The organism is Actinophytocola xanthii (assembly GCF_001921205.1).
In the GTDB taxonomy this organism is placed as follows: Bacteria; Actinomycetota; Actinomycetes; order Mycobacteriales; family Pseudonocardiaceae; genus Actinophytocola; species Actinophytocola xanthii.
In genome coordinates this window covers 1-20,257 of record NZ_MSIE01000071.1, presented here as the reverse complement: position 1 = coordinate 20,257, position 20,257 = coordinate 1, and the positions used below count along the sequence as shown (strand labels likewise).

18 protein-coding genes and 1 pseudogene are annotated in these 20,257 nt (G+C 69.2%); 9 read left to right on the top strand and 10 right to left on the bottom strand.

Annotated elements, in window-relative coordinates:
* On the top strand, positions 1-621 hold the full coding sequence (locus BU204_RS30915; RefSeq protein ID WP_075129324.1) for a hypothetical protein: 621 nt from the start codon (positions 1-3) through the stop codon (positions 619-621).
* A gap of 4 nt (positions 622-625) precedes the next feature.
* Here the strand turns inward: BU204_RS30915 and BU204_RS30910 are convergent, their stop codons facing one another.
* Positions 626-1,531 (bottom strand): hypothetical protein, encoded by a 906-nt coding sequence (locus BU204_RS30910; protein ID WP_075129323.1) that lies wholly within the window; start codon positions 1,529-1,531, stop codon positions 626-628.
* Positions 1,532-1,703: 172 nt separating this feature from the next.
* On the opposite strand from BU204_RS30910, the gene BU204_RS30905 reads away from it, so the two are divergent.
* The 6 genes and pseudogenes from BU204_RS30905 to BU204_RS30880 all read left to right on the top strand — a co-directional run bounded on the left by BU204_RS30905 (position 1,704) and on the right by BU204_RS30880 (position 6,809).
* Complete coding sequence (locus BU204_RS30905; protein WP_075129359.1) at positions 1,704-2,171, top strand: hypothetical protein; 468 nt, start codon at positions 1,704-1,706, stop codon at positions 2,169-2,171.
* 378 nt (positions 2,172-2,549) lie between these two features.
* Entirely contained in the window at positions 2,550-3,023 is a 474-nt protein-coding gene (locus BU204_RS42070; protein WP_269844673.1) for a tryptophan 7-halogenase, read from the top strand.
* Positions 3,016-4,124: pseudogene (locus tag BU204_RS42065) on the top strand (tryptophan halogenase family protein). Before BU204_RS42070 ends, BU204_RS42065 begins: the two are co-directional and overlap by 8 nt.
* 23 nt (positions 4,125-4,147) lie before the next feature.
* A complete protein-coding gene (locus BU204_RS42060; protein WP_075129322.1) occupies positions 4,148-4,837 on the top strand; it encodes a cation:proton antiporter domain-containing protein in 690 nt (229 codons plus the stop codon).
* Positions 4,747-5,946, top strand: a complete 1,200-nt coding sequence (locus tag BU204_RS42055; protein WP_158073539.1) for a flavin reductase — start codon at positions 4,747-4,749, stop codon at positions 5,944-5,946. The genes BU204_RS42060 and BU204_RS42055 overlap by 91 nt, the downstream gene beginning before the upstream one ends.
* Complete coding sequence (locus BU204_RS30880; RefSeq protein ID WP_158073538.1) at positions 5,943-6,809, top strand: EamA family transporter; 867 nt, start codon at positions 5,943-5,945, stop codon at positions 6,807-6,809. The genes BU204_RS42055 and BU204_RS30880 overlap by 4 nt, the downstream gene beginning before the upstream one ends.
* Before the next feature lie 40 nt (positions 6,810-6,849).
* Here the strand turns inward: BU204_RS30880 and BU204_RS30875 are convergent, their stop codons facing one another.
* From BU204_RS30875 to BU204_RS30865, 4 genes are all read right to left on the bottom strand, one after another.
* Complete coding sequence (locus BU204_RS30875) at positions 6,850-8,331, bottom strand: CBS domain-containing protein (protein ID WP_158073537.1); 1,482 nt, start codon at positions 8,329-8,331, stop codon at positions 6,850-6,852.
* A gap of 429 nt (positions 8,332-8,760) precedes the next feature.
* On the bottom strand, positions 8,761-8,973 hold the full coding sequence (locus tag BU204_RS41585; RefSeq protein WP_233160787.1) for a hypothetical protein: 213 nt from the start codon (positions 8,971-8,973) through the stop codon (positions 8,761-8,763).
* Positions 8,919-9,392 carry a VOC family protein gene (locus BU204_RS30870; protein ID WP_233160785.1) on the bottom strand — a complete coding sequence of 158 codons (474 nt, stop codon included), beginning with the start codon at positions 9,390-9,392 and terminating at the stop codon, positions 8,919-8,921. Before BU204_RS30870 ends, BU204_RS41585 begins: the two co-directional genes overlap by 55 nt.
* 116 nt (positions 9,393-9,508) lie before the next feature.
* A complete protein-coding gene (locus BU204_RS30865; protein WP_158073536.1) occupies positions 9,509-13,051 on the bottom strand; it encodes a hybrid sensor histidine kinase/response regulator in 3,543 nt (1,180 codons plus the stop codon).
* A gap of 536 nt (positions 13,052-13,587) precedes the next feature.
* Between BU204_RS30865 and BU204_RS30860 the strand changes: the two genes are divergently transcribed.
* Positions 13,588-13,986 carry a hypothetical protein gene (locus tag BU204_RS30860; RefSeq protein WP_143229879.1) on the top strand — a complete coding sequence of 133 codons (399 nt, stop codon included), beginning with the start codon at positions 13,588-13,590 and terminating at the stop codon, positions 13,984-13,986.
* Positions 13,987-14,083: 97 nt separating this feature from the next.
* Here the strand turns inward: BU204_RS30860 and BU204_RS30855 are convergent, their stop codons facing one another.
* Entirely contained in the window at positions 14,084-15,292 is a 1,209-nt protein-coding gene (locus BU204_RS30855) for an MAB_1171c family putative transporter (RefSeq protein ID WP_075129318.1), read from the bottom strand.
* Positions 15,293-15,694: an ImmA/IrrE family metallo-endopeptidase gene (locus tag BU204_RS30850; RefSeq protein WP_075129317.1), complete on the bottom strand. Its 402-nt coding sequence runs from the start codon at positions 15,692-15,694 to the stop codon at positions 15,293-15,295.
* Positions 15,695-16,056: 362 nt separating this feature from the next.
* On the opposite strand from BU204_RS30850, the gene BU204_RS30845 reads away from it, so the two are divergent.
* Positions 16,057-16,812, top strand: coding sequence for an AfsR/SARP family transcriptional regulator (locus tag BU204_RS30845; protein ID WP_158073535.1), 756 nt, complete (start codon positions 16,057-16,059; stop codon positions 16,810-16,812).
* Between the two features lie 347 nt (positions 16,813-17,159).
* Here BU204_RS30845 and BU204_RS30840 read toward each other — a convergent pair whose 3' ends face one another.
* From BU204_RS30840 to BU204_RS30830, 3 genes are all read right to left on the bottom strand, one after another.
* Positions 17,160-18,230 carry a hypothetical protein gene (locus BU204_RS30840; RefSeq protein ID WP_143229877.1) on the bottom strand — a complete coding sequence of 357 codons (1,071 nt, stop codon included), beginning with the start codon at positions 18,228-18,230 and terminating at the stop codon, positions 17,160-17,162.
* Positions 18,231-18,352: 122 nt separating this feature from the next.
* Positions 18,353-18,997, bottom strand: a complete 645-nt coding sequence (locus tag BU204_RS30835; RefSeq protein ID WP_075129314.1) for a response regulator — start codon at positions 18,995-18,997, stop codon at positions 18,353-18,355.
* A complete protein-coding gene (locus tag BU204_RS30830) occupies positions 18,994-20,019 on the bottom strand; it encodes a sensor histidine kinase (protein ID WP_158073534.1) in 1,026 nt (341 codons plus the stop codon). Before BU204_RS30830 ends, BU204_RS30835 begins: the two co-directional genes overlap by 4 nt.
* Between the last annotated feature and the right edge of the window lie 238 nt (positions 20,020-20,257).

Here is a 20,257-nt window from a genome sequence, read left to right as displayed (position 1 = left end):
GTGACCCGGCGCCGAGCCCGCGCGGCTGTTCGTGCCGTCGTCGGGCTCGGTCTCTGCTGCGCGTCCTGTACGGCGACCGTCACCGGTTCGCCCAGCGCCGTCGCGCTCCCGAAGACCGAGGTGGTGGTCGCCAACCCGTTCACCGCCGCGGGTGAGCCCGCCGCCGACGTCACCGTTGTTGAGCAGGCCGTCGGGAGCTGCCAGGACTCCAACCTGGCCTCGGGCAACCCCCAGGCGAGACGGTGTTTCACCGAGGACTCGAGCGTGCTCGACCCGTGTTTCCTGCCGGCCGGGCGCCTGGCGGAGCGCGCGTTGTGCCTCAGCGACCCGACAGCGGGCGAGGCGGTCGAACTACGCGTCACCGACGACTCGGCCCTTCCCCCCGGCGAGCACTCCTACGACGGCGATCCCTGGTTCCTCGAGCTGGTCAACGGCCTGGAGTGCCAGCTCCTCGGCGGGGCCACCGTGGTGTTCCAGGGCCTGCGCATGAACTACGCCTGCGGCCCCGACCGCTACCTCTACGGTTCGCCCGACCGGCAGCAGGACACGTGGACGATCCGGTACGGCAGCGAGGCTCCCGCGGAGCTGACGTCGGTGCCCGTTCGGACGGCGTGGTTCTGACAGCTCACCGGGAGGGCAGCCCCCGCACGTAGACCGGCTTCTCCCCGTCCGCCACGGGGTACCGGAACCACCACGGGTCCGGATACTGACGGAGGAAGCCGTCGCGCGTGCCCGACTTCTTCGGCGTGGCGTTCGGCAGGCCGGTGGTGCGGAAGGGCCCACCGTCCTCGTGGCCGACCAGGTAGGTGTCCTCCTTGCCGGCTGCCGTGTAGTCGATAGCGATCCGCCAGACGACGCTGTACTTGGAGACGGACGCCTCCACGTCGATGACCACGCTCTCGCCGGGGTTCAACGACTCGGTGCTGGCCGCGAAGTGCGGGGCCGACGGCTCTCTCTCGTCCAGGTTCAGCGCGGCCACGACCACGTCGTCGCTGCCTTCCGGGGGCGTGTAGAGAACCGTCTTCCCCACCGGCGGCTTCCGTTCCTCGATCTCCGCCCGCACGCCGAGAACGCGAACGGGCTGATCGATGGCCTGCACGACGACGCGGGTGACGAGGCCGCCCACGTCGTAGGCGTCGTGGGCGCGCATCCACGTGATCGCCTCCGGGCCAGGCCCGGTGCCGCCCGCCTCCTGACCCGCCACGGTGGTGTTCAGCTCCTGGAGCTCGGCCGGCGTGAGCACGCGGGGGAACGCGAACGCGTTGTACGCCACCGGGGGTCGCGCCCCGTCGTTGGCGGCGTCGACCACCGGCGGGTTGTCCACGGTGTCGACGTCCACCACCGGACGCCCCGGGATGACCGTGTTCAGCAGACGAGGCGCGTAAACCACCGCCAACGACGCGACAATGGCGGCGATGATCGTGGCGCTGAGCCAGGAGACCGGACGTAACAGCAGGAGGCCGGCCTTTCGCCGCGGGGACTCCGGGCGCTCGCCCTGCGTCTCGGGCGCACGGGTTCGTCGTTGTTTCACAGCAGCCGCCCCCACCTGCGTTCGACGTGACGACCGAAATCTCACCAGCGCCGCGTCCTCGGGTCGGGTGTCGATCCGGCCATAGCCCTTCCATTGTCCCGCTTGGGCGGAGCTCCGCACACGACGTGAGGGAGCCGCCCTCGCCGAGAACCACGTGGCAGACTTCTTGCGCATGGATGGTCTGCTCACCAGCATCATCGCAGTAGTTGGCACCTTGTCCGGATCGGGCCTGACGTACCTGTTCGGCCGGCTCACTGCTCGGCGGGCAGAGCAGGTTGCACGTGATGAACGACTTCGGCAGGAGCGGATCGCGGCCTATGCCGCGTTCGCTGGTGCGATGACCGAGCTCCGCCAAGCCGTGATCACCCGATGGTTCGCGCAGCAGAGGGATCCGGACGGGCAGGACACGAGGGCCGCGTGGATCGAGGCGGACAAGCGCGGGGCCGCCGCAGATCATGCTCGTTTCCAGGTCCAGTTGCTCACCGACGACGCGGAGCTCCTTCGACTGGCCGACACCGCGTTCGAGCCGATCACTGCTGTGGATGAGGCGGCGGAACGCTCCCAGTTACGGATGTGCGAAGACCGCAGCCAGGAGATCCTCACAGCGTTCATTCGAACCGCGTCCCGCCAGCTCGGGTAAGACCTCGTCGGCGTGCTTCCGCCAGCCAGCGGAGCCCGGCGCGGCGCGGGTCGCAAGGGGTACGGCCATCGGTCGGAAGGCGCCCTGCCGGTGGTCGTTAAATCAAGGAATCTCCCGGGATAATTCCCCGCCAAAATCGGACCGCACCGCTGATAATTAATCTGACCGCCGCGTCTCCTTAGGCCGTTCGGACTTCCGTTGACACGTTTGAACGCTCTGTGTAACGCCGAGTCGGCCGACGAGGATGCGGACGTTCGACCGAACGCGTTTCCGGGGGTGGCTCGTCCCGGTGTAGAAAAACTTATCGACACGTGTCCGGCCAAGGAATTGGTCGGGCTGTTCGACGTCTTTTTCCACAAGCGAATCAGGGGACGGGCTATGGTGTCCAGAGTTGTCGTCGTCGGCGGGGGCACCGCCGGCTGGATGTGTGCCAACTATCTGCTGGCGGCGTTCGGGGACCGGGTCGGGGTGACGGTCGTGGAATCGGACCGCGTCCCCACGATCGGCGTGGGGGAGGCGACGTTCAGCACCATCCGGCATTTCTTCGAATACCTCGGCCTGGCCGAGTCGGAGTGGATGCCGGCCTGCGGGGCGACCTACAAGCTGGGCATCAGGTTCGAGAACTGGCGTCACCAGGGACACCACTTCTACCACCCCTTCCAGCGGCTGCGCTCGGTCGAGGGCTTCCCGGTCTCGGAGTGGTGGCTCGCGCGGCGCGACGGGGACCGGGCCGACCGCGACCTGTTCGTCGTGTCCGCCCTCAGCGACGCCATGCGAGCCCCGCGTTTCCGGGACGGGCAACTGTTCGAGCAGGTCGAGGCCGCCGAGCGGACCGGGGCCGGGACTGCGTGACGCCGGCCGCTCGACCCTCTCCGACCAGACCACGCAGTTCCCCTACGCGTACCACTTCGACGCCGCCCTGCTCGCGACCTTCCTCCGGGAACGGGCCGTCCGCCTCGGCGTGCGGCACGTGCTCGACGACGTGGCGCAGGTCGTGCTCGACGAGCGTGGGGCGGTCGGCCACCTGGTCACGAAAAACCACGGTGAGCTGCGGGGAGACCTCTACGTCGACTGCACGGGATTTCGTGGACTGCTGATCAACCAGGCGTTGGGTGAGCCTTTCGAGTCGTACCAGGAATATCTGCCGAACGACCGCGCGGTCGCGCTCCGGGTACCGGCGGACCAGGAACACTCCGGAATTCCTCCGTACACGCGCGCGACCGCGATGGACGCAGGCTGGATCTGGACGATACCGGTGTTCCACCGAAACGGGATGGGTTACGTGTACTCGTCGGAATACTGCTCGCCGGAGGACGCCGAGCGAACGCTCCGGGCCTACGCCGGCCCTGCCGCCGACGACCTGGAAGCCAACCACATCAGGATGCGGGTCGGGCGAAGCCGTCGTTTCTGGGTGCACAACTGCGTTGCGATCGGACTGGCCGGCGGATTCGTCGACCCGCTCGAGTCCACCGGTATCTTCTTCATCCAGTACGGGATCGAGCAGCTCGTCAAGCATTTCCCGGCGGAGGTCCGTCGGCGGAGCGCGCGGCGAGCTACAACAGCCTCCTGGCCCGATGTCTCGACGGTGTAAGGGAGTTCCTGTTCCTGCACTACTACGCGGCGGCCCGGGAGGACAACGCGTACTGGAAGGACGCCCGGCAGCGCGACATGCCACCCGGCCTCGCCGAGCGGCTCGCGGCGTGGGCTGTCCGGCTCCCCGACACCGAGAGCGTGTGGCCCTACTACCACGGCTTTGAGTCGTACTCCTACACCGCCATGCTGCTCGGTCTGGGCGGGGTGCGCACCGAACCGCGTCCGGCGCTGCGGCTGCTGGACCCCGAGCCGGCCGAACTGGCCCTCGCCGCCACCGCCGAGCGAGCACGCGACCTGGCGCGCCGGCTACCGAGCCACTACGAGTACGTGGCCTCGCTGCACGCCGCGGCCCGCGGCTGACCCCTCGACGCGCGGAGGCGACGTTGCCCGTCCTCGTCGGGGTGGGGTTGGCCGCGGTGCTCCTGGCGGCCGCCGTCCTGGGAGACCTCATGCGCCGGTTGCGCCAGCCACCGGTCATCGGGGAGATCACCGCGGTGTTCCTCCTCGGGCCGCTCGGGCTCGGTGCGGTGAGCCCCGGTCTGCATGCCCTGCTGTTCCCACCCCAGTCCCTGCCCCTGTACGCCGCGCTGGGCCATGTCGGCCTGGTGCTGTTCATCTTCAGCCTGGGCCACGAGTTCCGGTCGGCCGCGCTGTCCCACCGGTCCGAGGTCATGGCCGCCACGACCGCCGGGTTCCTCGTGCCCGCGGTGCTCGGCGGGGCGGTCGGCCTGCTGGTCTACGGCTCGACCTCCACCGCGGGGGGCGTCGGGAGCTGTCTGTTCTTCGCGGTGGCGATCTCGGCGACCGCACTGCCGGTCCTGTCCCGCATCCTGTTGGACTACCACCTGTCGGAGACGAGGTTGGGGCGCACCGCGCTGCCGGCGGCCGCGATGATCGACCTGCTCGCCTGGCTGATGCTGGCGGTGGCGGTGGGCGTGACCGGGAGCGACGGGGGCGGCTGTGGTGGTCCCGCTGGCCGGCCGTGGCGCTGCTCCTGGCCCTGGTCGCCGTTCGGCTCGGTTGGCGCAGGCGGCTGGCCGCGTCGGTGGGCCGGCTGGCGCCGCAGGCGGTGATGCTGGGTGGGCTGGCGGTGGCCCTGCCCGCCGCCGCGGGCACGGACGCGCTCGGACTGCACGCGGCGGCGGGCGCCCTGCTGGCCGGGCTGCTCTTCCCCCGCGTTGCACCCCCGACGACGCGGTCCGCGTCGTCCGGTGCACCCGAACGCCCGGCGACGGTCGCCGCCTTCCGCGCCTTCGGGCAGGTACTGCTGCCGGTGTTCTTCATGGCGGCCCTGATGGGGGTGCGCGTCGAGCCGGGTGGCAGGGTGCTGGCGGAGATCGCCCTGCTGCTGCCGTTGGCGGTGGTCGGGAAGGTCGTGCCCGGCTACCTGGTCGGCCGTGCCCACGCCTGGGGGCGACGCGAGGCACTGGCTCTCGGGGTCCTGCTCAACACCCGCGGGGTGACCGAGTTCGTGGTGATCTCGCTGGGGTTGGCCGCCGGCCTCATCACCCCGTCCACCTACCTGGCCCTGGCGGTGGTCGCGGTGGTCACCACCGCGACCACCGGCCCGGCCGTCACCGCTCTGCTGCCCCGCCCTACCGGAAGCACCAGGACCATGCCCGAGCCGTCTCCAGCCGACCCCGACGACACCACCGAGAACGGCGCCACTGGGGTGTCCGCCTCCGAGTTCAGGACGTTCATGCAGGGCTTCCCGAGCGGGGTGGCGGTGCTCGCGACCCTCGACCAGGAAGGGCAACCGACAGGCATGACGTGCTCGGCGCTGTGCAGCCTCTCCCTCGACCCGCCGATGCTGCTCGTCTGCGTCGGCCGCTGGGGCAGGATGCGCAGGGCCGTCGAGCACACCGGGTCGTTCACCGTGAACCTGCTCGACGGCTCCGGTGACGAGCTGGCCAGGGCGTTCGCGTCCGGGCGCGAGCGGGTCTTCGACGAGGTGGCCTGGCGGCCCAGTCGCCACTGCCGACTGCCGGTGCCCACCGACCACGTCCACCGCACTGCCGAGTGCGACCTGCACAGCTCGATCACGATGGCCGACCACACCATCCTGATCGGGCGGGTGACGTCGGTCGGCGAGCACGACGGCACCCGGCGGGCACCGCTGCTGCACGGGTTCTCCGAGTTCGCCGTGTGGCGGCCGGGGTCGGCGCGGCAGCGCCGGTGGTGAGCGGCCGCCTCCGGGTCCTGCTCGCACTGCTGGCGGTCTACCTGCTCTGGGGGTCGACCTACACCGCGATCGAGATCATGCTGGAGACCGTTCCACCCCTGCTCGGAACAGGGGTGCGGTTTCTGCTCGCGGCGCTGGTCCTGTCCGCGTTCCTACTGCCCCGTGGTGGCCGCGACCGGCTCCGGCTGCCGTTCGTACAGCTGCGGAACGCGGCTCTGGCGGGCCTGCTCACGCTCGCCGCGGCCCGCGGACTGGTCTCCTTCGGCCAGCAGTTCACCGCTTCGGGGCCGGCGGCGCTGCTGGTCGCGACGGTGCCACTGTGGATCGTCCTGTACCGGGTACCGGGTCCCGAGCGTCCCCGCCCGAGGGAGTTCACCGGTGTCGTGGCGGGCCTCGCCGGCCTTGCTCTGCTCTGCCTGCCCGGATCCACGGGAGTGTCCGCTCTCAGCGCCGCGGCGCTGCTCACCGCCGCCGCGTGTGAAGCCGCGGGGGCGTTCGGTACCGCGGCACTGGCCATGCCCGAGGACCCGCTGACCGTCGCGGGGGTACAGCTGGCCACGTCCGGCGCCGCACTGGTCGTCCTGTCCGCGGCCACCGCCGAGTTCGAGGAGATGGCGTTCGGGCAGGTCTCCGCGGCCTCGGCTCTCGCGGTGCTCTACCTCGCCGTTCCGGGTGGGGTCGTTCCGTTCGCGTGCCTGGTCTGGCTACTGCGCACCACGTCGGTGTCCACCGCGTCGACCTACGCGTTCGTCAACCCGGTCGTCGCCGTGCTGGTGGGCTGGCTGTTGCTGGGGGAGCCCCCGCAGCCGGCCATGCTGGCCGGCGGCGCCCTGGTGCTGTGTATCCGAACCTGGGACACCTGACGACCCCTGATCGAGGTGCGCGCGCCGGTGCGATCCTGTGCTACGACATCTGGTCCACCAGTCGCAGCATCTTCACGAAAGACTCGATGGCATTGAGGTGCTGTGCGGTGAGCGGGTCTTTGGAGACGTGCATGAGGTCGTTGCGGATGGCGACGACAGCGGCCAACAGGTCGAGGAACCGGCGGTGGTCCAACGGCCAGCCCAGTTGCTCGAATGCCTCTGGCTTGTCGAGGATGTTCTTGTACTGGCCGAAGGTCGGCGCCGTACCCCATTTCGGCGTGTGTTGGGCGAACTGCTCGGGCAGTGACTTCTGTACCTGGCTCCGCAGTCGCAGCTCCGCCTCGCTCAACAGCGAGAACGGTCGTGCCATTGTGCCGAACTGCCGAGCGAGGTCGTTAGCCGTGAGGACGCTGACAATGTGATGACCGTCGCCCTTGACGAAAATGAAACCGTTACGCTCGATCTCGTCGATCCGCCCGAACAGATCCTCGTTCTGGTCCACGATGTGCACGGGCGAGGTACTCGCGTCCCGCAGCGTGGGGTTCGACTTGCTGAGTTGCGCTTTCGCAACGGACTCCCAGCTGACCGCGCCCAGTACATGGGTACCGTCGAGTACGGGGAGCTGCGCCACACCGTAGCCCAGCATCGTCGTGATCGCGTCGAGAAGCGTTGCATCGCTGTTGATCGTCACCGGTAGACGGTCGTCGGGCAGGATGTTCCTGATCCGCACGCTCATGTGGTGGGTCTCCGGCTCATCCTGTTCCGCAGTGATTGTCGTGTCCTCGGCCTCTGCCGGCTCCGTGGACAAGGCGATCAGTTCGACCACGGAGTCGATGCGTCCGCGTGTGAAGGGTGGCCGGGTCACGATGCCGCGTTCGTCCAGCTCCGTGGCTACTACGTCCAGTGACAGCGTGGTACGTCGGGAAAACCCCCAGAGCCCCAGCAGATCCCGGATACTCAGCATCACCTGCTCCCCAGCGGCGACCTGAGCCCAGATTTCCTCGGCACTCGCGGTGGAATCGGTGGTGGCCGCAGGGGACCGCCATCCCGGGTCCGGTTTGCCCGCACCGATCGCCGCGATTCTGGCGGGGGCATCGTGTCTGGTCAGTTGGAAGACCGTGAGCAGTGAGCCGAGCGTGTTCCGCAGGTCAGGCTGGAACTCCTCCCGCGCGACCTCGGTGCGTTGCCAGGTCACCGGTAGCACATGCTGTGTTCCTAAGGGAGCGTCAGATCGAAACTGGTAAGGCCCAGCCGCCACGCCGATGGCGAATGTGCCGTGTGTCTTGAGCGGCAGGACGACCAGGTCGCCGACAGCGATCAGGTGGCTGAACCGCCACAGCTGACCCGCCCAGTTTCCGAGCAGGTAGTTGGTGCGGTTCGGGAAGGCCTCGCCCAGCAGCCGGCGCACGTCGCGCCGCGTATTACAGGTGCTGAGGTCAGGCAGTCCGGTCCACCCGACGATCGCCAGCCCTTCGCGAACGGCCTGCTCGGCTCGTTCCCCATGTCGTCCTGCTCTGACCATCCACGCTGAGGCTGTCATGGATCCCCCTTTCGTGCACATTACACCCATGAGCAGAGACATTGTTCCACTTACTGCCAGTCGGCACTCTGACTCGGCCGCCCCCGCCGGTACGGAATATTTCAACGCCGAACCTCGCGCCAGATACATCGACAACTGCGCGGCCGCCAACGCCGCTGCTACCTAACCGCGACACCATGCGCGCTGATGCATGCCACCACACGGCCGCGTCTCTGGCGCGTCGGGATCGACGTTAAGATCGTCCAGCAGATGCTGGGACACCAACACGCTGGCCCAATCTCTCTCGGGATAGGGAGCGTGCTGCGAATGCGGCCTGTGTCGATCGTGCCGGCCCGCTGGTCCGGGTTCGATAGTGGTTGCAGCTTGCCGGTCGCGGTCGGAGGTCTCCGGGAGTTCGCCCGCCCCGCCCGGTTACACCGTGCCCATCGAGTTCGGGCTGGACCGCTGGCTGTTCTCTGGTTGCGGCCCAGACTCCTTGATCCGTTCGACGAGCTCGTCGCGGTACTCCTGCGCTGCCTGAAACTCCGGTTCGTCGCCGGTCGCCCGCTTCAGCGCGCCTTCCAGGATTTTCAGCCCCTGGCGTTCTTCGCCACGCGCATCGGCCTGCCTCGCGGCGTTCTCCATGGCCTTGGCGAGCTTGGTCTGCGCGTCGGGTTCCGTGGCGGCCTGGTGGATCCGGATCCAGTTGCCACCCGGATCGACGACGGTGAACCCGGTGTACCGGTCGGTGCGCAGCCGCGGCCTGGTCCTGCGCAGGATGCCGGAGAGAGCAGTTTTCCGTGCACGGACCGCATCCCCGCCGCGAAGGCCTCGAACAGCTCGCTGGTGTCGGCAACGATGACCAGGCACGAGCTGTACGACTGCGCCGGGTCGTAGCCATCCATCCCGAAGAAGTGCAGGTTGATGTCTTCTCGTCGCACCGCGACGTGCGGGTTCGGCCGCGTCTGCCGATAGGTGATCTCGAAGCCGAGCATCTCGTAGAACGACGCGATCTCGTCGATGGATGGGCAGGGCAGGAGCGGAATCGTCAGTTCGTTCGCCACCGCCCGAAGCTAAGCCTGGACCTGGAAAAACGACACGGAGCTATCTGCTCACGCGAACAGCATGACAGCACGGCGCCTGAACCACGACCGCGGCGGGACTGGGCAGAGGTCGATCTCTAGCGTCCCGCCGCGTCGGGCGTGAGGGTGGTCTTGAGCACCGCGTCGAGATGCGCCCGCCGCAGCGGCTTGGTGAGGAACTCGTCCATCCCGGCCTCCCGGCAGCGCTGTTCGTCCGAGGCGAGCGCGGAGGCGGTGAGCGCGATGACCGGGGTGCGGTTCAGCGGCGCCGGCAGCCTGCGCAGCCGTTCGGTGGCCTGGTAGCCGTCGAGGCGGGGCATCTGGCAGTCCATCAGCACCGCGGCGTAGTTCCCCGTCCGCACCATCCGCAGGGCTTCCTCCCCGTCCGCGGCGACGTCGGCGCGGTAGCCGAGGCTGGTCAGCATGGCTACCACGACCCGCTGGTTGACCTCGTTGTCCTCGGCCACGAGGATCCGGGCGGTCCGCTCCTGCTCGGTCCGCTCCCGCTCGGCGGGGAGGGTGGGCGCGGGCCTCGGATCGGGGATCTCGCCTTGGTCCAGGACGGCTCGGTCGAGCAGTTGCAGCAGGGCCTTGCGCAACTGGGCGGCCCGTACCGGTTTGGTCAGGTATGCCTTGACCCCGCTCTCCCGCGCGGCCCGCGCGTCGCCCGCGTGGTCGGTCGAGGTGAGCATGACCAACCGGGTGCCGCTCAGCCGAGGCTCGCCGCTGATCGCGCGGGCGAGCCCTAGCCCGTCGAGGTCGGGCATCTGCATGTCGAGCAGCGCGACCGCGAACGGGTCGGCGGCGGTGACCGCCTGGTGCAGGGCGGTGAGGGCGGACGCGGCGTCGGTGACGCAGTGCGGCCGGGCCGACCAGGTGGACAGTAGGTCGTTGAGGACCTGGCGGTTGGTGGCGTTGTCGTCGACGACCAGGACGCGCACGCCGTGCATGTTCCAGGCGCCCCGGTCCTCGGCTGTCTGGACGGCGGCGTCGGCTAGCGGCAGCGTGAAGTGGAACCGGCTGCCTCGGCCGGGCTTGCTGGTGACGCCGATGGTGCCGCCCATCAGCTCGACCAGCTGCCGGCTGATGGTCAGCCCGAGCCCGGTGCCGCCGTAGCGGCGAGTGGTGGAGGCGTCGGCCTGGGTGAAGGCGTCGAACAGGCGGGCCTGCCGGTCCGGCGGGATGCCGATGCCGGTGTCGCGCACGGCGAACTCCACCTGCCGCTTGCCGCTTCGCGGATCCGGGTCGCCGACGTCGACCTCGATGACGACCTCACCCCGTGCGGTGAACTTGACCGCGTTGGACACGAGGTTGCTGAGCACCTGCCGGATCCGGTGCGCATCTCCGCGCAGCATCAGTGGCACGGGCGGGTGCACCACCACGCTGATCTCGAGCCCTTTGGTCTGGGCAGTGGTGGCCATCAGAGCGGCCACCTCCTCCGCCGCCGTCCGCACGTCGAAGTCGCCCGGGTCGATTTCCAGCTTGCCGGCCTCGATCTTGGAGAAGTCGAGGATGTCGTTGATGATGGTGAGCAGGGTGTCCGCGGAGTTCTGCACCATGGTCAGGTAGTCGCGCTGCTGGTCGTCCAGTTCGGTCTCGAGCAGGAGTCCGGTCAGGCCGATCACCCCGTTCATCGGGGTGCGGATCTCGTGGCTCATGTTGGCCACGAACTCAGACTTCATCCGGGAGGCGTCCACCGCCTGGTCCCGTGCGGCGGCCAGTTCGGTCAGTGTCGCGGCGAGCTGTCGCTCCTGCTGAGCCAGCGCCTGTTCGGCGATGTGCCGGTGGCGTAGTGCTGCCATCGCGGCCACCATGCCGGCGAGCAGCACCTGGGTGAGCAGTGACGCGACCGCGAGGACCCGCCCGGCGAAGCGTCCCGCGGCGGCGAAGGCGTCCTCGGCGTCCACCTCGGCGATAACGGCCCAGCCGAGGTCGGGGAGTGGCTCGTAGGCGGTGGCCACCTCCACGCCGCCCTTGGTTTCGCGGCTGGCACCGCCGCGCCCGGCCAGGGCCGCCGCCGCCTGCGGGCCGCTCGCCGCGGTGCCGGTCGTGGCGAGCAGTCCGCCGCGACCGTCGAGCAGCGTCAGCTCGACGTCCTGGGCCTCGCCCAGCCCGTCGGCGAAGGCGGTCAACGCCACCAGCCGGTAGTCCATCCCCACCGCACCGATGAGCGTCCCCTCGTGGATGACCGGCGCGACCAGGGTTACCACCCGTATGCCGGACGCGGTCCGGCGGCTGCCGGAAAGGTAGGGCTCTCGTGTCGCCACCACGCCCCGGAAGTAGTCCTCGTCGGAGATGTCCATGCCGGCCAGGCGCGGCGGGGGGTCCAGGGCCAGCACGGTGCCGTTCGTGTCCGCCACCCACGCGCTCGCGAAAGCGGTGTTCTGCGACCGCAGTGACGTGACGTGGGCCTGCAGCCGCAACGGGGCCGGTTGGTTCGCCGACAGCCGGGCGACCAGGTCGGGCCGCTCGGCGTAGGACTCGACCAGCGTGCGGAACCCCGCCAGCTGGTTCTGCACCCCGGCCACGACGACGTCGGCGCTGGTTCGGAGCCGACGGGTGACCTCGGCGTCGACGGTCCGGTTCGCCTCGTACACCGCCAGGGACGCCAACGCCACCAGCGGCAGCAGCGCCAGCAGCACGAACCCCGCACACAGCCGCAGCGCCGCGCGCCGCAGTGCCGCCAGGGTGGGGCCGTCCAGTTCGACGCCGCCGGTGTCGGTCGAGAGGCGGACCACGACCAGCAGGGCGATCACGACGGACCCGGCGGTGAGCACGGCCACGTCCTCGACCGACGACTGGATCGCGCGGATGACCAGCAACAGGGGCAGCGGCGCCAGTCCGGCGCACAGGACCAGGTAGCGGACCCACTGTGGGGCCGTTCGCCGCCCCCGGGTGGCCGACGGCGGGCAGAGGGCGGCGGCGGTCAGCGGAGGCAGCGACAGCAACCACCACGGCCACGACCCGTCCGCGACTCCTTGGACGCCTACCAGCACGGCGGCGGACAGTGCGACGTTGCCCACCAACACCAGAAGGGCCCACGCCGTCAGCAGCGCCGACCGTCCCCAGTTCCGTCTCGCGCCGGCGACCACCCCTGCCAGCAGCGCCACCGAGCAGCCGACCAGCGTGGCGGCCAGGACGTGCTCTCCCGCCGTCGGGGCCGCCGTCCGCGCGACCGGCGCCAACCAGACCACCCACACGAACACGGCGACCGCCACGCCGAAGATGGCCGCGTCGACCACGCTGCGCCGGTCGACTCCCTGGCTCCGCGCCAGCACCACCACACCTACCATCGACACCGCCTCCGCCCCGAGGAAGCAGCCGGCGCCGAACAGCGACATCGCAGCGTCCGCGTCGAACAGGGCGGGCCAGAGGTAGCGAGCGGTGAGGGCGCCGAGCAGCACCACCTGGGCGAGCGCCAGCACCCGCCACACGCTCGCCTCGGCCCGCCGGCGCCGGGCCGAGGCGACCAGTACGGCCGTGCTCACTCCGGCCAGCGCCAGCGCCGACAGCCACCGCAGCACCCCGTCCGGTAGCAAGAACAACGTACCGGTCGCGGCCAGCTGAGCCACGCTCCACCGCGCCCAGACCGGGAACACCTTTCCCGCCGGTGCGCTGCCGGACGATTCGTCAGCCGTCATCTCCACCTCGCCAAAGACCATTCCATCGGGTGCAGGTCCAGTAGGCCGACCGTCCACTCGGTGCAGATCATGCGCTGGTACCGGCGCAAGCATCGCAACGGAAACACTGTTCCGCCAGTACCGCGGACCGTGTGGACGCCGACCGTAGCCAGCGACGACACGAAAACAAACACGACAGAAGTCGGATCACCCACAGGGGCACCACGGCGGAGTCGGCCGCCGTCGGATCTCACTCAAAGTTCCCGAACAACCGAATCAGCACTCCAAAGAGTGCTTTTCGGGACGTTCCCTGCGGTTGATCGTCTGGGCTTCCTATCGCCCCACTGACGGTCGTCGCGCGATGATCAGCGCGCTGTGATCGGACATGACGGTCGGACCGATGTCGACCCTGTCGATGACCCCGTCCACCCGCCTGGCCATCGGCGCTGACGGCGGCCGTGAAGTCGTTCTGAAGCTGATCTGACGCATCCTCGGAGTGGACTGGACCTCGCCTGCACCACAGGCGACAAGCACCTTCCGACCGAAAGGACGCGCACATGTCAAGGATGCTCAAAGGCGCGCTGGGCGCCGCCGCGATCAGTGTCGTGCTTGCCACGACAGGGGCCGGCACGGCCTCCGCGGACACGTCCGGGAACTCGGCGCTGGGACGGGAAGACTACCCCTGCACCCTGTACCACTTCTGCGGCTGGGACGATCTCGGCCCCAACCCGACGAACCGGCTCATCGACATCTCCGGCGCCATCCCGTGTGGATGGACCTACGACCTGTCGTCGGGCGTGCGGAACCGGATCAGCTCGATCAACAACATGACGAGCGGGACTTGGCAGCTGAAGGACGGCGCGACGGTCGTGTTCACGGCGAACGAGAGCTCGTACGGATTCCTCCCGCCGCAGGCGCAGAACAACGTCGACAACCTGCGGTTCATCTGCACCTGATCTGAAACTCCGGACCGGCGGGGGCGTGCGAACGCCCCCGCCGGTTCACCTCGTCGGTCCCTCACGATGGCTCGCGCCAGTTCGCCATGGCGGCGCTTCAGGCGTGCTTCAGCTTCGCCTCACCCACGATGGGCGATGTGCGCAGGGCTTGGCTGACCGCGGCGAGCCACGCCGCTTCCTCGTCCAGATCGGCGGTTCCGGTGTGCAGCAGGGGGGAGTTGCCGGGCCGTGACGGCATGCCCCGTGCACGTGAGTGGAGGGCGGCCGCGATGTACGCCGCTTCCGCGACCGCCGAACGTTCCGACTCCGGCAAGTCCGCGGCCAGTTCCTTGGCCCGGTTCAGGACGGCCGGATCGAGGTGCCCGCGCAAAGGCCCGATGAGCACGTCGCGGATCTCGAGTACGCGCCGGTGAAGGCGAAAATGCATCTGGGTGACGGTGAGCGACTCGACGAGCGCCGGCCGGGGCGGCAGAAACGCTACGTCCCGGTCCGTCTGGTACAGAGCGAGCCACAGTGGACGCAGCCGCCGGTACCAGCGCCGGTGTCGTCGCCAGGCCAGCAGCCGAGGTCCCCATCTCGGCATGGTGATGCCGGCCAGAATGCACAGCAGAGAGGGTCCCGTGAGGTACAGCTGGACCCCGTCGGCGCCGGACTCGTACCAGGGCAGGTGGCCGCCAGCGGAGATCACCACCAGAAACACGAGCCGGTGCAGCATGGACACGACGGAGAGCCCGCCGCCGATCTGCACCAGTCGCAGTGCTACCCGCAGTGGCCCGGGCGCGGCATGTCTGCTGTATCTGGTACCGAGCCAGAACAACGCCCCGGACGTCAGACCGAGAACTGCGACCACGATCATCTGGTACTCGGCGACCCAGGGACTGTCGGCATACCGGGAGGAGATCGTTGGCAGCCGGTTGGGAAGCGGGCCCAGCACGTAGAACGTGATCAGGCCGACCGAGCTGAGCCCCAACCCGATCGCCCAGACGCGAGCCGCCCGGCGGGCCCGCTCCTCTGGCAGAACCGACCGAAAGACCTGGTTCAGCAGCTGGTGGGCGATAGCCACGCCGGCGAGGTGTTGCAGCAGCTGTGGGAGCGCAGGGACGCCGAACAGCCTGTGCACGAAGAAGTAGATCTCCGGATGTCCCAGGGCCAGCCCGACGACCAGCAGTAGACGGAATACCACGGAGCTGCGAAGTTCGTGTGCCTCGTTCGGGTCGGTTCTGACCAGGCGCGCCCAGCGGGTCAGCTGGACCACGAGGGAGATGGCCGCGGCGAGAATGACCGTCGCGAGAATGGCCTGGACCATTCAGCGCTCCAGTTGCCGAGCGATCTTGCGAAGCACTTCGTGGGTGTGGGCGTTCGCTGATCCCTCGACGGTGAGCTCTGCGGGTGTGGCTCGTGTCCGCCACACCCGCTCCTGCACGAGATAGGCGAACACCTCCGCCTCCTGTTCCTCGACGGCCGAGTAGCGCGTCCTGCCGAGGGCCTGGTGTACGAGTGCGGGGCTGAGCGCGGGAAAGAGCGTACGCAACAGGTCCTCGTCGAGAGAGCCGTCGTGTTCGTGGCACAGCACGTGTCCCAGCTCGTGCAGAATGATGTGATCCTGGTGCGCCGAGGAGGTGTGGGCCTCGTAGAAGATGAAGTCGGCGCTCGCCGTGCCGAGCCACAACCCGCAGGTGGACGTGCCGGCGAAGGGCAACGGTGCCATTCTGACGGGCTTGCCCCGGGCCTTCCAGCCCGCCGGCAAAGCTCGCCGACGTCGAAAGGCTCCGGGATGTCGAGCTGTTCGACCTTCACCTGACAGCGTCGGACCAGTTTGCGCACATTCACCTTCCCGGCGACCGCATGCGATCTGGCACCTTCCAGGTTCCTCCACCGAGCCAGAGTCGATCAACCCTAGTCGTCCAGCCCTTCAAGTTGCCGGATGCGCTCGACAGTGGTTCGGATGGAGTCGAGGCTTTCGGGGGACAAACCGGCTGCCCGCAAGGCGAGTTCGGCCACTCCGTTGTCACGTAGGGCAGCCAGCAGACCGAGTTGCGCGGCGGTCTGACTATGGGGGTAGTCATGCCAGTGCTCGCGGTGAACGTTCTGGGGCCGTTTCAGGTCGAGGTAGAGGGTCGGCCGGTGCCGCTCGCAGCGGGACGACTGCGCACGTTGCTGGTGGGTTTGGCGATGTCGGCGGGGCGTATGGTCTCGGTGCACCAGCTGACGGAGATCGTGTGGGGGGACAAGCCACCCGTCGATCCCCGGCGAAGCCTGCAGACCTATGCGGCGCGCCTGCGCGGCGCGCTCGGCACGCCGACCCTGGAGACGCATCCGACGGGTCTGCGCCTGCGTGCCGACCCGCAGGACGTCGACGCGTTGCGGTTCGTGCGCCTGCTCGAGGATGCCGCTCGGACCACGGACAGCGGTAGCGAGAGGGCTCAACTGGCCGAGGCGTTGTCGCTCTGGCGGGGTGAGCCGCTCGAGGACGTAAGCTCAGATCGGTTGCGGCGGACGGAGTATCCGCGACTGGTCGAGCGGTACCTGACCGGATTCGAGCGACTTATCGACATCGACATCCGCAACGGTGCCCACGAGTCGCTGACCGCCGAGCTGGAGCACCTGACGGCCAGGTATCCACTGCGAGAGTCGTTGTGGGCAAGGCTGCTCGTGGTGCTGGATCGTCGAGGCCGCCCAGCCGAGGCGGTGCAGCGATATGAGGACGTTCGTCGGCGGATCGCCGACGAGCTCGGGACCGACCCGAGCCCGGAGCTGCAACGGCTACACGCCAAACTGCTGGCCAGAGGCCACCGCAACAGGCCCGCGTCGGTGATTCGCGGGTGAACCCAGGCCGTTGCACGGCGAGTACCTCGGTTCGCGCACCGCACCGCGGGAACGACGACGCGACGGAGACGGCAGTGCCGAGACCGGTATCACAGCCAGTCGACACTCGCGGTCCCAGCAGCGAGCGATCCGGCACGGTGGAGCAGCGGGCTATCTTCTCGGCCTGAGAGAGCATTTCAGACCGCGCGGCGTGGTCAACCGCATCGGTTACGCGTGGCGTCGAGCGCCCTTCCTTGACTGAACTCCCGGTGTGCTCATACCACTGACGACCGAGTCGCGTACGCACCTGCATGGGCTGAACCGCCGGTCACCCCGAGGATGCCCGGCTCGGGTGGCGGTCGTTATGGTCAGTTGGGGAACATGGTGGGCTCGCCTTCGTGTCGGAGGTCTTCGAGGTCGCTTGTGGGGTAGACGAGCGTTTTACGCCGGTTCAGCTCGGCCCAGTAGGTGGGTTCGTAGTAGACCTGCCAGTCCAGGACGGCGGAGGTCAGCTCGGTGCGTCTGCCGAGGCAGAGGACGTGGTCGCAGAGGTCGGCGACGGTCTTGTCGGCGAGGCCTTCGATGAGTCCGGGCGGGTAGGAGCCGGGTCCGAAGACGTCGGTCGCCGGCAGTGCGCCGTAGGCGATGCGTCGGGCTGGTGCGATGGCGGGCCGGGGCCATCCTGCGACTGTCGCCTCGACGGCAGCTTCCCTGCCCTCGGCGACCGTCGAGTGCGTGCGCACGACGCTGACGCTGCCGGGGTGGCGCTGCTCGATCATGGCGGTCACCGTCCTCGAAGGATTGGGGAGGCCGCGGAAGAAGTGTGTGCCACCGCCGACAGCGATGCAGCGCCGCCCTGGGTCGAGGACCTCGCGGATGATCACGTTCGACCAGGTCTGGTTGCGTTGGGGGAGTAGTGCGAACAGGTCGTCCGAGCCGGTGACGCTGAGCCAGTCGATGGGCGGGTCGGGCAGCAGCACCCGCAGCGGTCGGGTCCTTCCTCCGTAGAGGTTGATCGCTCTGGTCAGGCTGAAGACCCGTTCCAGGGCGGGGAAGTCGCCGTTCGAGTTCGGGCTCTGGGTGGTGTCGCGCCAGATCGGTTGCAGGTCGGACCTGCGGACGATCTCGCCGGAGACGTAGGCGTCCGCCACGTTCTGGTACCGCGAGTTGCCGAACTCGACCACGACCGCGTCGACGGCGTCGAACCTCGGGTGTTGCATTACCACGGCGAGGAAGTCCCAGGTGTCCTGGAGGTGGTGCGCGCCCTCGTCGAGCGCGACGACCGGGGTGGCCGCGAACAGGTTCAGCAGGCCGTCGACAGCGGATCGGGGTTTCCCGGTTCGGGTGGTCGGTGCGGCGCTTGCGGTGCCGGTGGTACCGGCAGCGGCTGTGGCGGCCACCGCCCCGCGGAGGATGGCGCGCCGTCGCAGGGATGTCATGGGGTAAGCCTGGTTCGGATGCGGTTGAGGCCGCGACGGGCGAACGTCGTGGCCTTCCCGAACTCGTCGGCCGACAGCCGTGTCATCCGGTTGGGCGACAGCGCCTGCCGGATGAGCGGGGCTCAGTCGACGACCGGGAGCGTGATGAGGCGTTGCGCGAGCGCGGCGGTGACGGCCGCGGTGCGGTCGCCGACCTCGAGCTTGGTGAAGATCCGGGTGAGGTAGGTCTTGACAGTGGCCTCGGAGATCTTGAGCGCGGCAGCGATCTCCCGGTTGGTCGCGCCACCGGCGACGAGGGTGAGCACCTGCCGTTCACGGGTCGACAGCGGTTCGATCCGGGTGGCGCGGTGCTGGCGGACCAGCGTGGTTGCGACGGAGGGCGTCAGGACCGACACGCCGTCCGCGACGGCGCGGATGGCGTCGAGCAGGTCGTCGCGGCTGGTGTCCTTGAGCAGATAGCCGAGCGCGCCGGCGGCGATCGCCCTGGTGATGTCGGCATCCGAGTCGTACGTGGTGAGCACGAGGATGTGCGGTGGGGACGGGAGCGCACTGATGCGAGCGGTCGCGGCCACCCCGTCGACGCCGGGCATGCGGAGGTCCATGAGGACGACGTCCGGTCGCAACGCGGTGGCCAGCTTGACCGCGTCGGCGCCGTCGGCGGCCGTCCCGACGACGAGGAGGTCGTCGTGCGGATCGAGCATGGCCGCGATGCCGTCCCGGATGACGGCGTGGTCGTCGACGACGAGAACGCGGATCGGTCCGGTCATGCGCCTTCCCCGGTGGGCAGAACGGCAGTCACGGTGGTCCCGGCACTTCGTCCGCTGGTGATCGACAGGGTGCCACCGACGGCGGCGACCCGTTCACGCATGATGGCCAGGCCGTACCCGGTCGCGGGTTCGCTCGGGTCGAACCCCTGACCGTCGTCGCGGACCGTCACGTGCAGAGCGCCGGCCCGGTGGTCGACGTCGACGACGGCCTCGGTGGCATCGGCGTGCTTGCCGGCGTTGGCCAGCGCTTCCTGGACGATCCGGAGGGCGATGACGTCGACGTCGGGACGCCCGACCCCGCGGACGGTCGAGCGGGCCGGCACCCCGGTCATCTCGGTGAACCGCGCACAGACCTGGGCGACGGCCACCGCGAGGTCGCCGCGGTCGAGTTGTTCGGGCCGCAACGCCTCGACAGCGCGGCGGGTGTCGGCCAGGCAGGTCCGCGCGGACTGGCGGGCCCGAGCGACGAGCAGGGCACCCGGCCCGTCGAGGTGCTGCTCGGCGGCCTGCAGCTGGACGAGCACACCGGCCAGACCCTGGGCGAGGGTGTCGTGCAACTCGTGGGCGAGCCGCTGCCGCTCCGCACGGCGAGTCGCCTCCGCGAGCTCGGCGCGGGTGGCCACGAGCTGGTCGAGCAGCTCCTGCCGGCGCCGGTTCTGCCATCGCAACGCCTGCACCGCACCAGCGGTGCACATCCCGGTGACTATCGGCAGGGCGATCCCGACCAGGCCCACATAGGCAGGTCCGAAGCGGATGACAGTCCCCGGCTGCCAGCCGCCACCGGCGAACCAGTCCCGCAGCAGCGGCTGCAACACCAGCGGCAACCCGGTCGCCAACACCCCCACCCCGACCGCCGCGACCCGCGGCAGCCGCACGAACGTGATCGGCAACAAGCCGAACGCCACAGCGGAGAACATGGGGAACAACGCCGCCCCCACCCCGACGACGACCCCGCACGCGACCACGCTCCGCCGCACGCCTGTTCCCACCAACACCAGCGCCAGGGCAACCAACCAGTCCACGCCGACGGGAAACGTGACAAGAGTGGCGATCCCAGCGACGGCGAGTGTGAGGAGATAGAGGCCGTTCAGGGCGTGCACCCACCGATCCCCGTCGTCACCCAGCCTCCACACAACCCGCAGTCAACGCCCGACCGGATCAAGCGGAGGTAATGCCCCATCCGCTCATCGGCAGAAGAGGGCGTTCTGTGACCAGGGGGACTGTTCCAAGATCGGTGTTTCCGGCCCGACACGCCGGGCT

Excerpts from the sequence above, each read along its gene's own strand:
- BU204_RS41585 (WP_233160787.1), bottom strand. The coding sequence starts at position 8,973 with ATGGAGAACGCCGCGAGGCAGGCCGATGCGCGTGGCGAAGAACGCCAG.
- BU204_RS42070 (WP_269844673.1), top strand. The coding sequence starts at position 2,550 with ATGGTGTCCAGAGTTGTCGTCGTCGGCGGGGGCACCGCCGGCTGGATG.
- BU204_RS30905 (WP_075129359.1), top strand. The coding sequence starts at position 1,704 with ATGGATGGTCTGCTCACCAGCATCATCGCAGTAGTTGGCACCTTGTCC.
- BU204_RS30875 (WP_158073537.1), bottom strand. The coding sequence starts at position 8,331 with ATGGTCAGAGCAGGACGACATGGGGAACGAGCCGAGCAGGCCGTTCGC.
- BU204_RS30835 (WP_075129314.1), bottom strand. The coding sequence starts at position 18,997 with ATGACCGGACCGATCCGCGTTCTCGTCGTCGACGACCACGCCGTCATC.
- BU204_RS30840 (WP_143229877.1), bottom strand. The coding sequence starts at position 18,230 with ATGACATCCCTGCGACGGCGCGCCATCCTCCGCGGGGCGGTGGCCGCC.
- BU204_RS30860 (WP_143229879.1), top strand. The coding sequence starts at position 13,588 with ATGTCAAGGATGCTCAAAGGCGCGCTGGGCGCCGCCGCGATCAGTGTC.
- BU204_RS30855 (WP_075129318.1), bottom strand. The coding sequence starts at position 15,292 with ATGGTCCAGGCCATTCTCGCGACGGTCATTCTCGCCGCGGCCATCTCC.
- BU204_RS30850 (WP_075129317.1), bottom strand. The coding sequence starts at position 15,694 with ATGGCACCGTTGCCCTTCGCCGGCACGTCCACCTGCGGGTTGTGGCTC.
- BU204_RS30865 (WP_158073536.1), bottom strand. The coding sequence starts at position 13,051 with ATGACGGCTGACGAATCGTCCGGCAGCGCACCGGCGGGAAAGGTGTTC.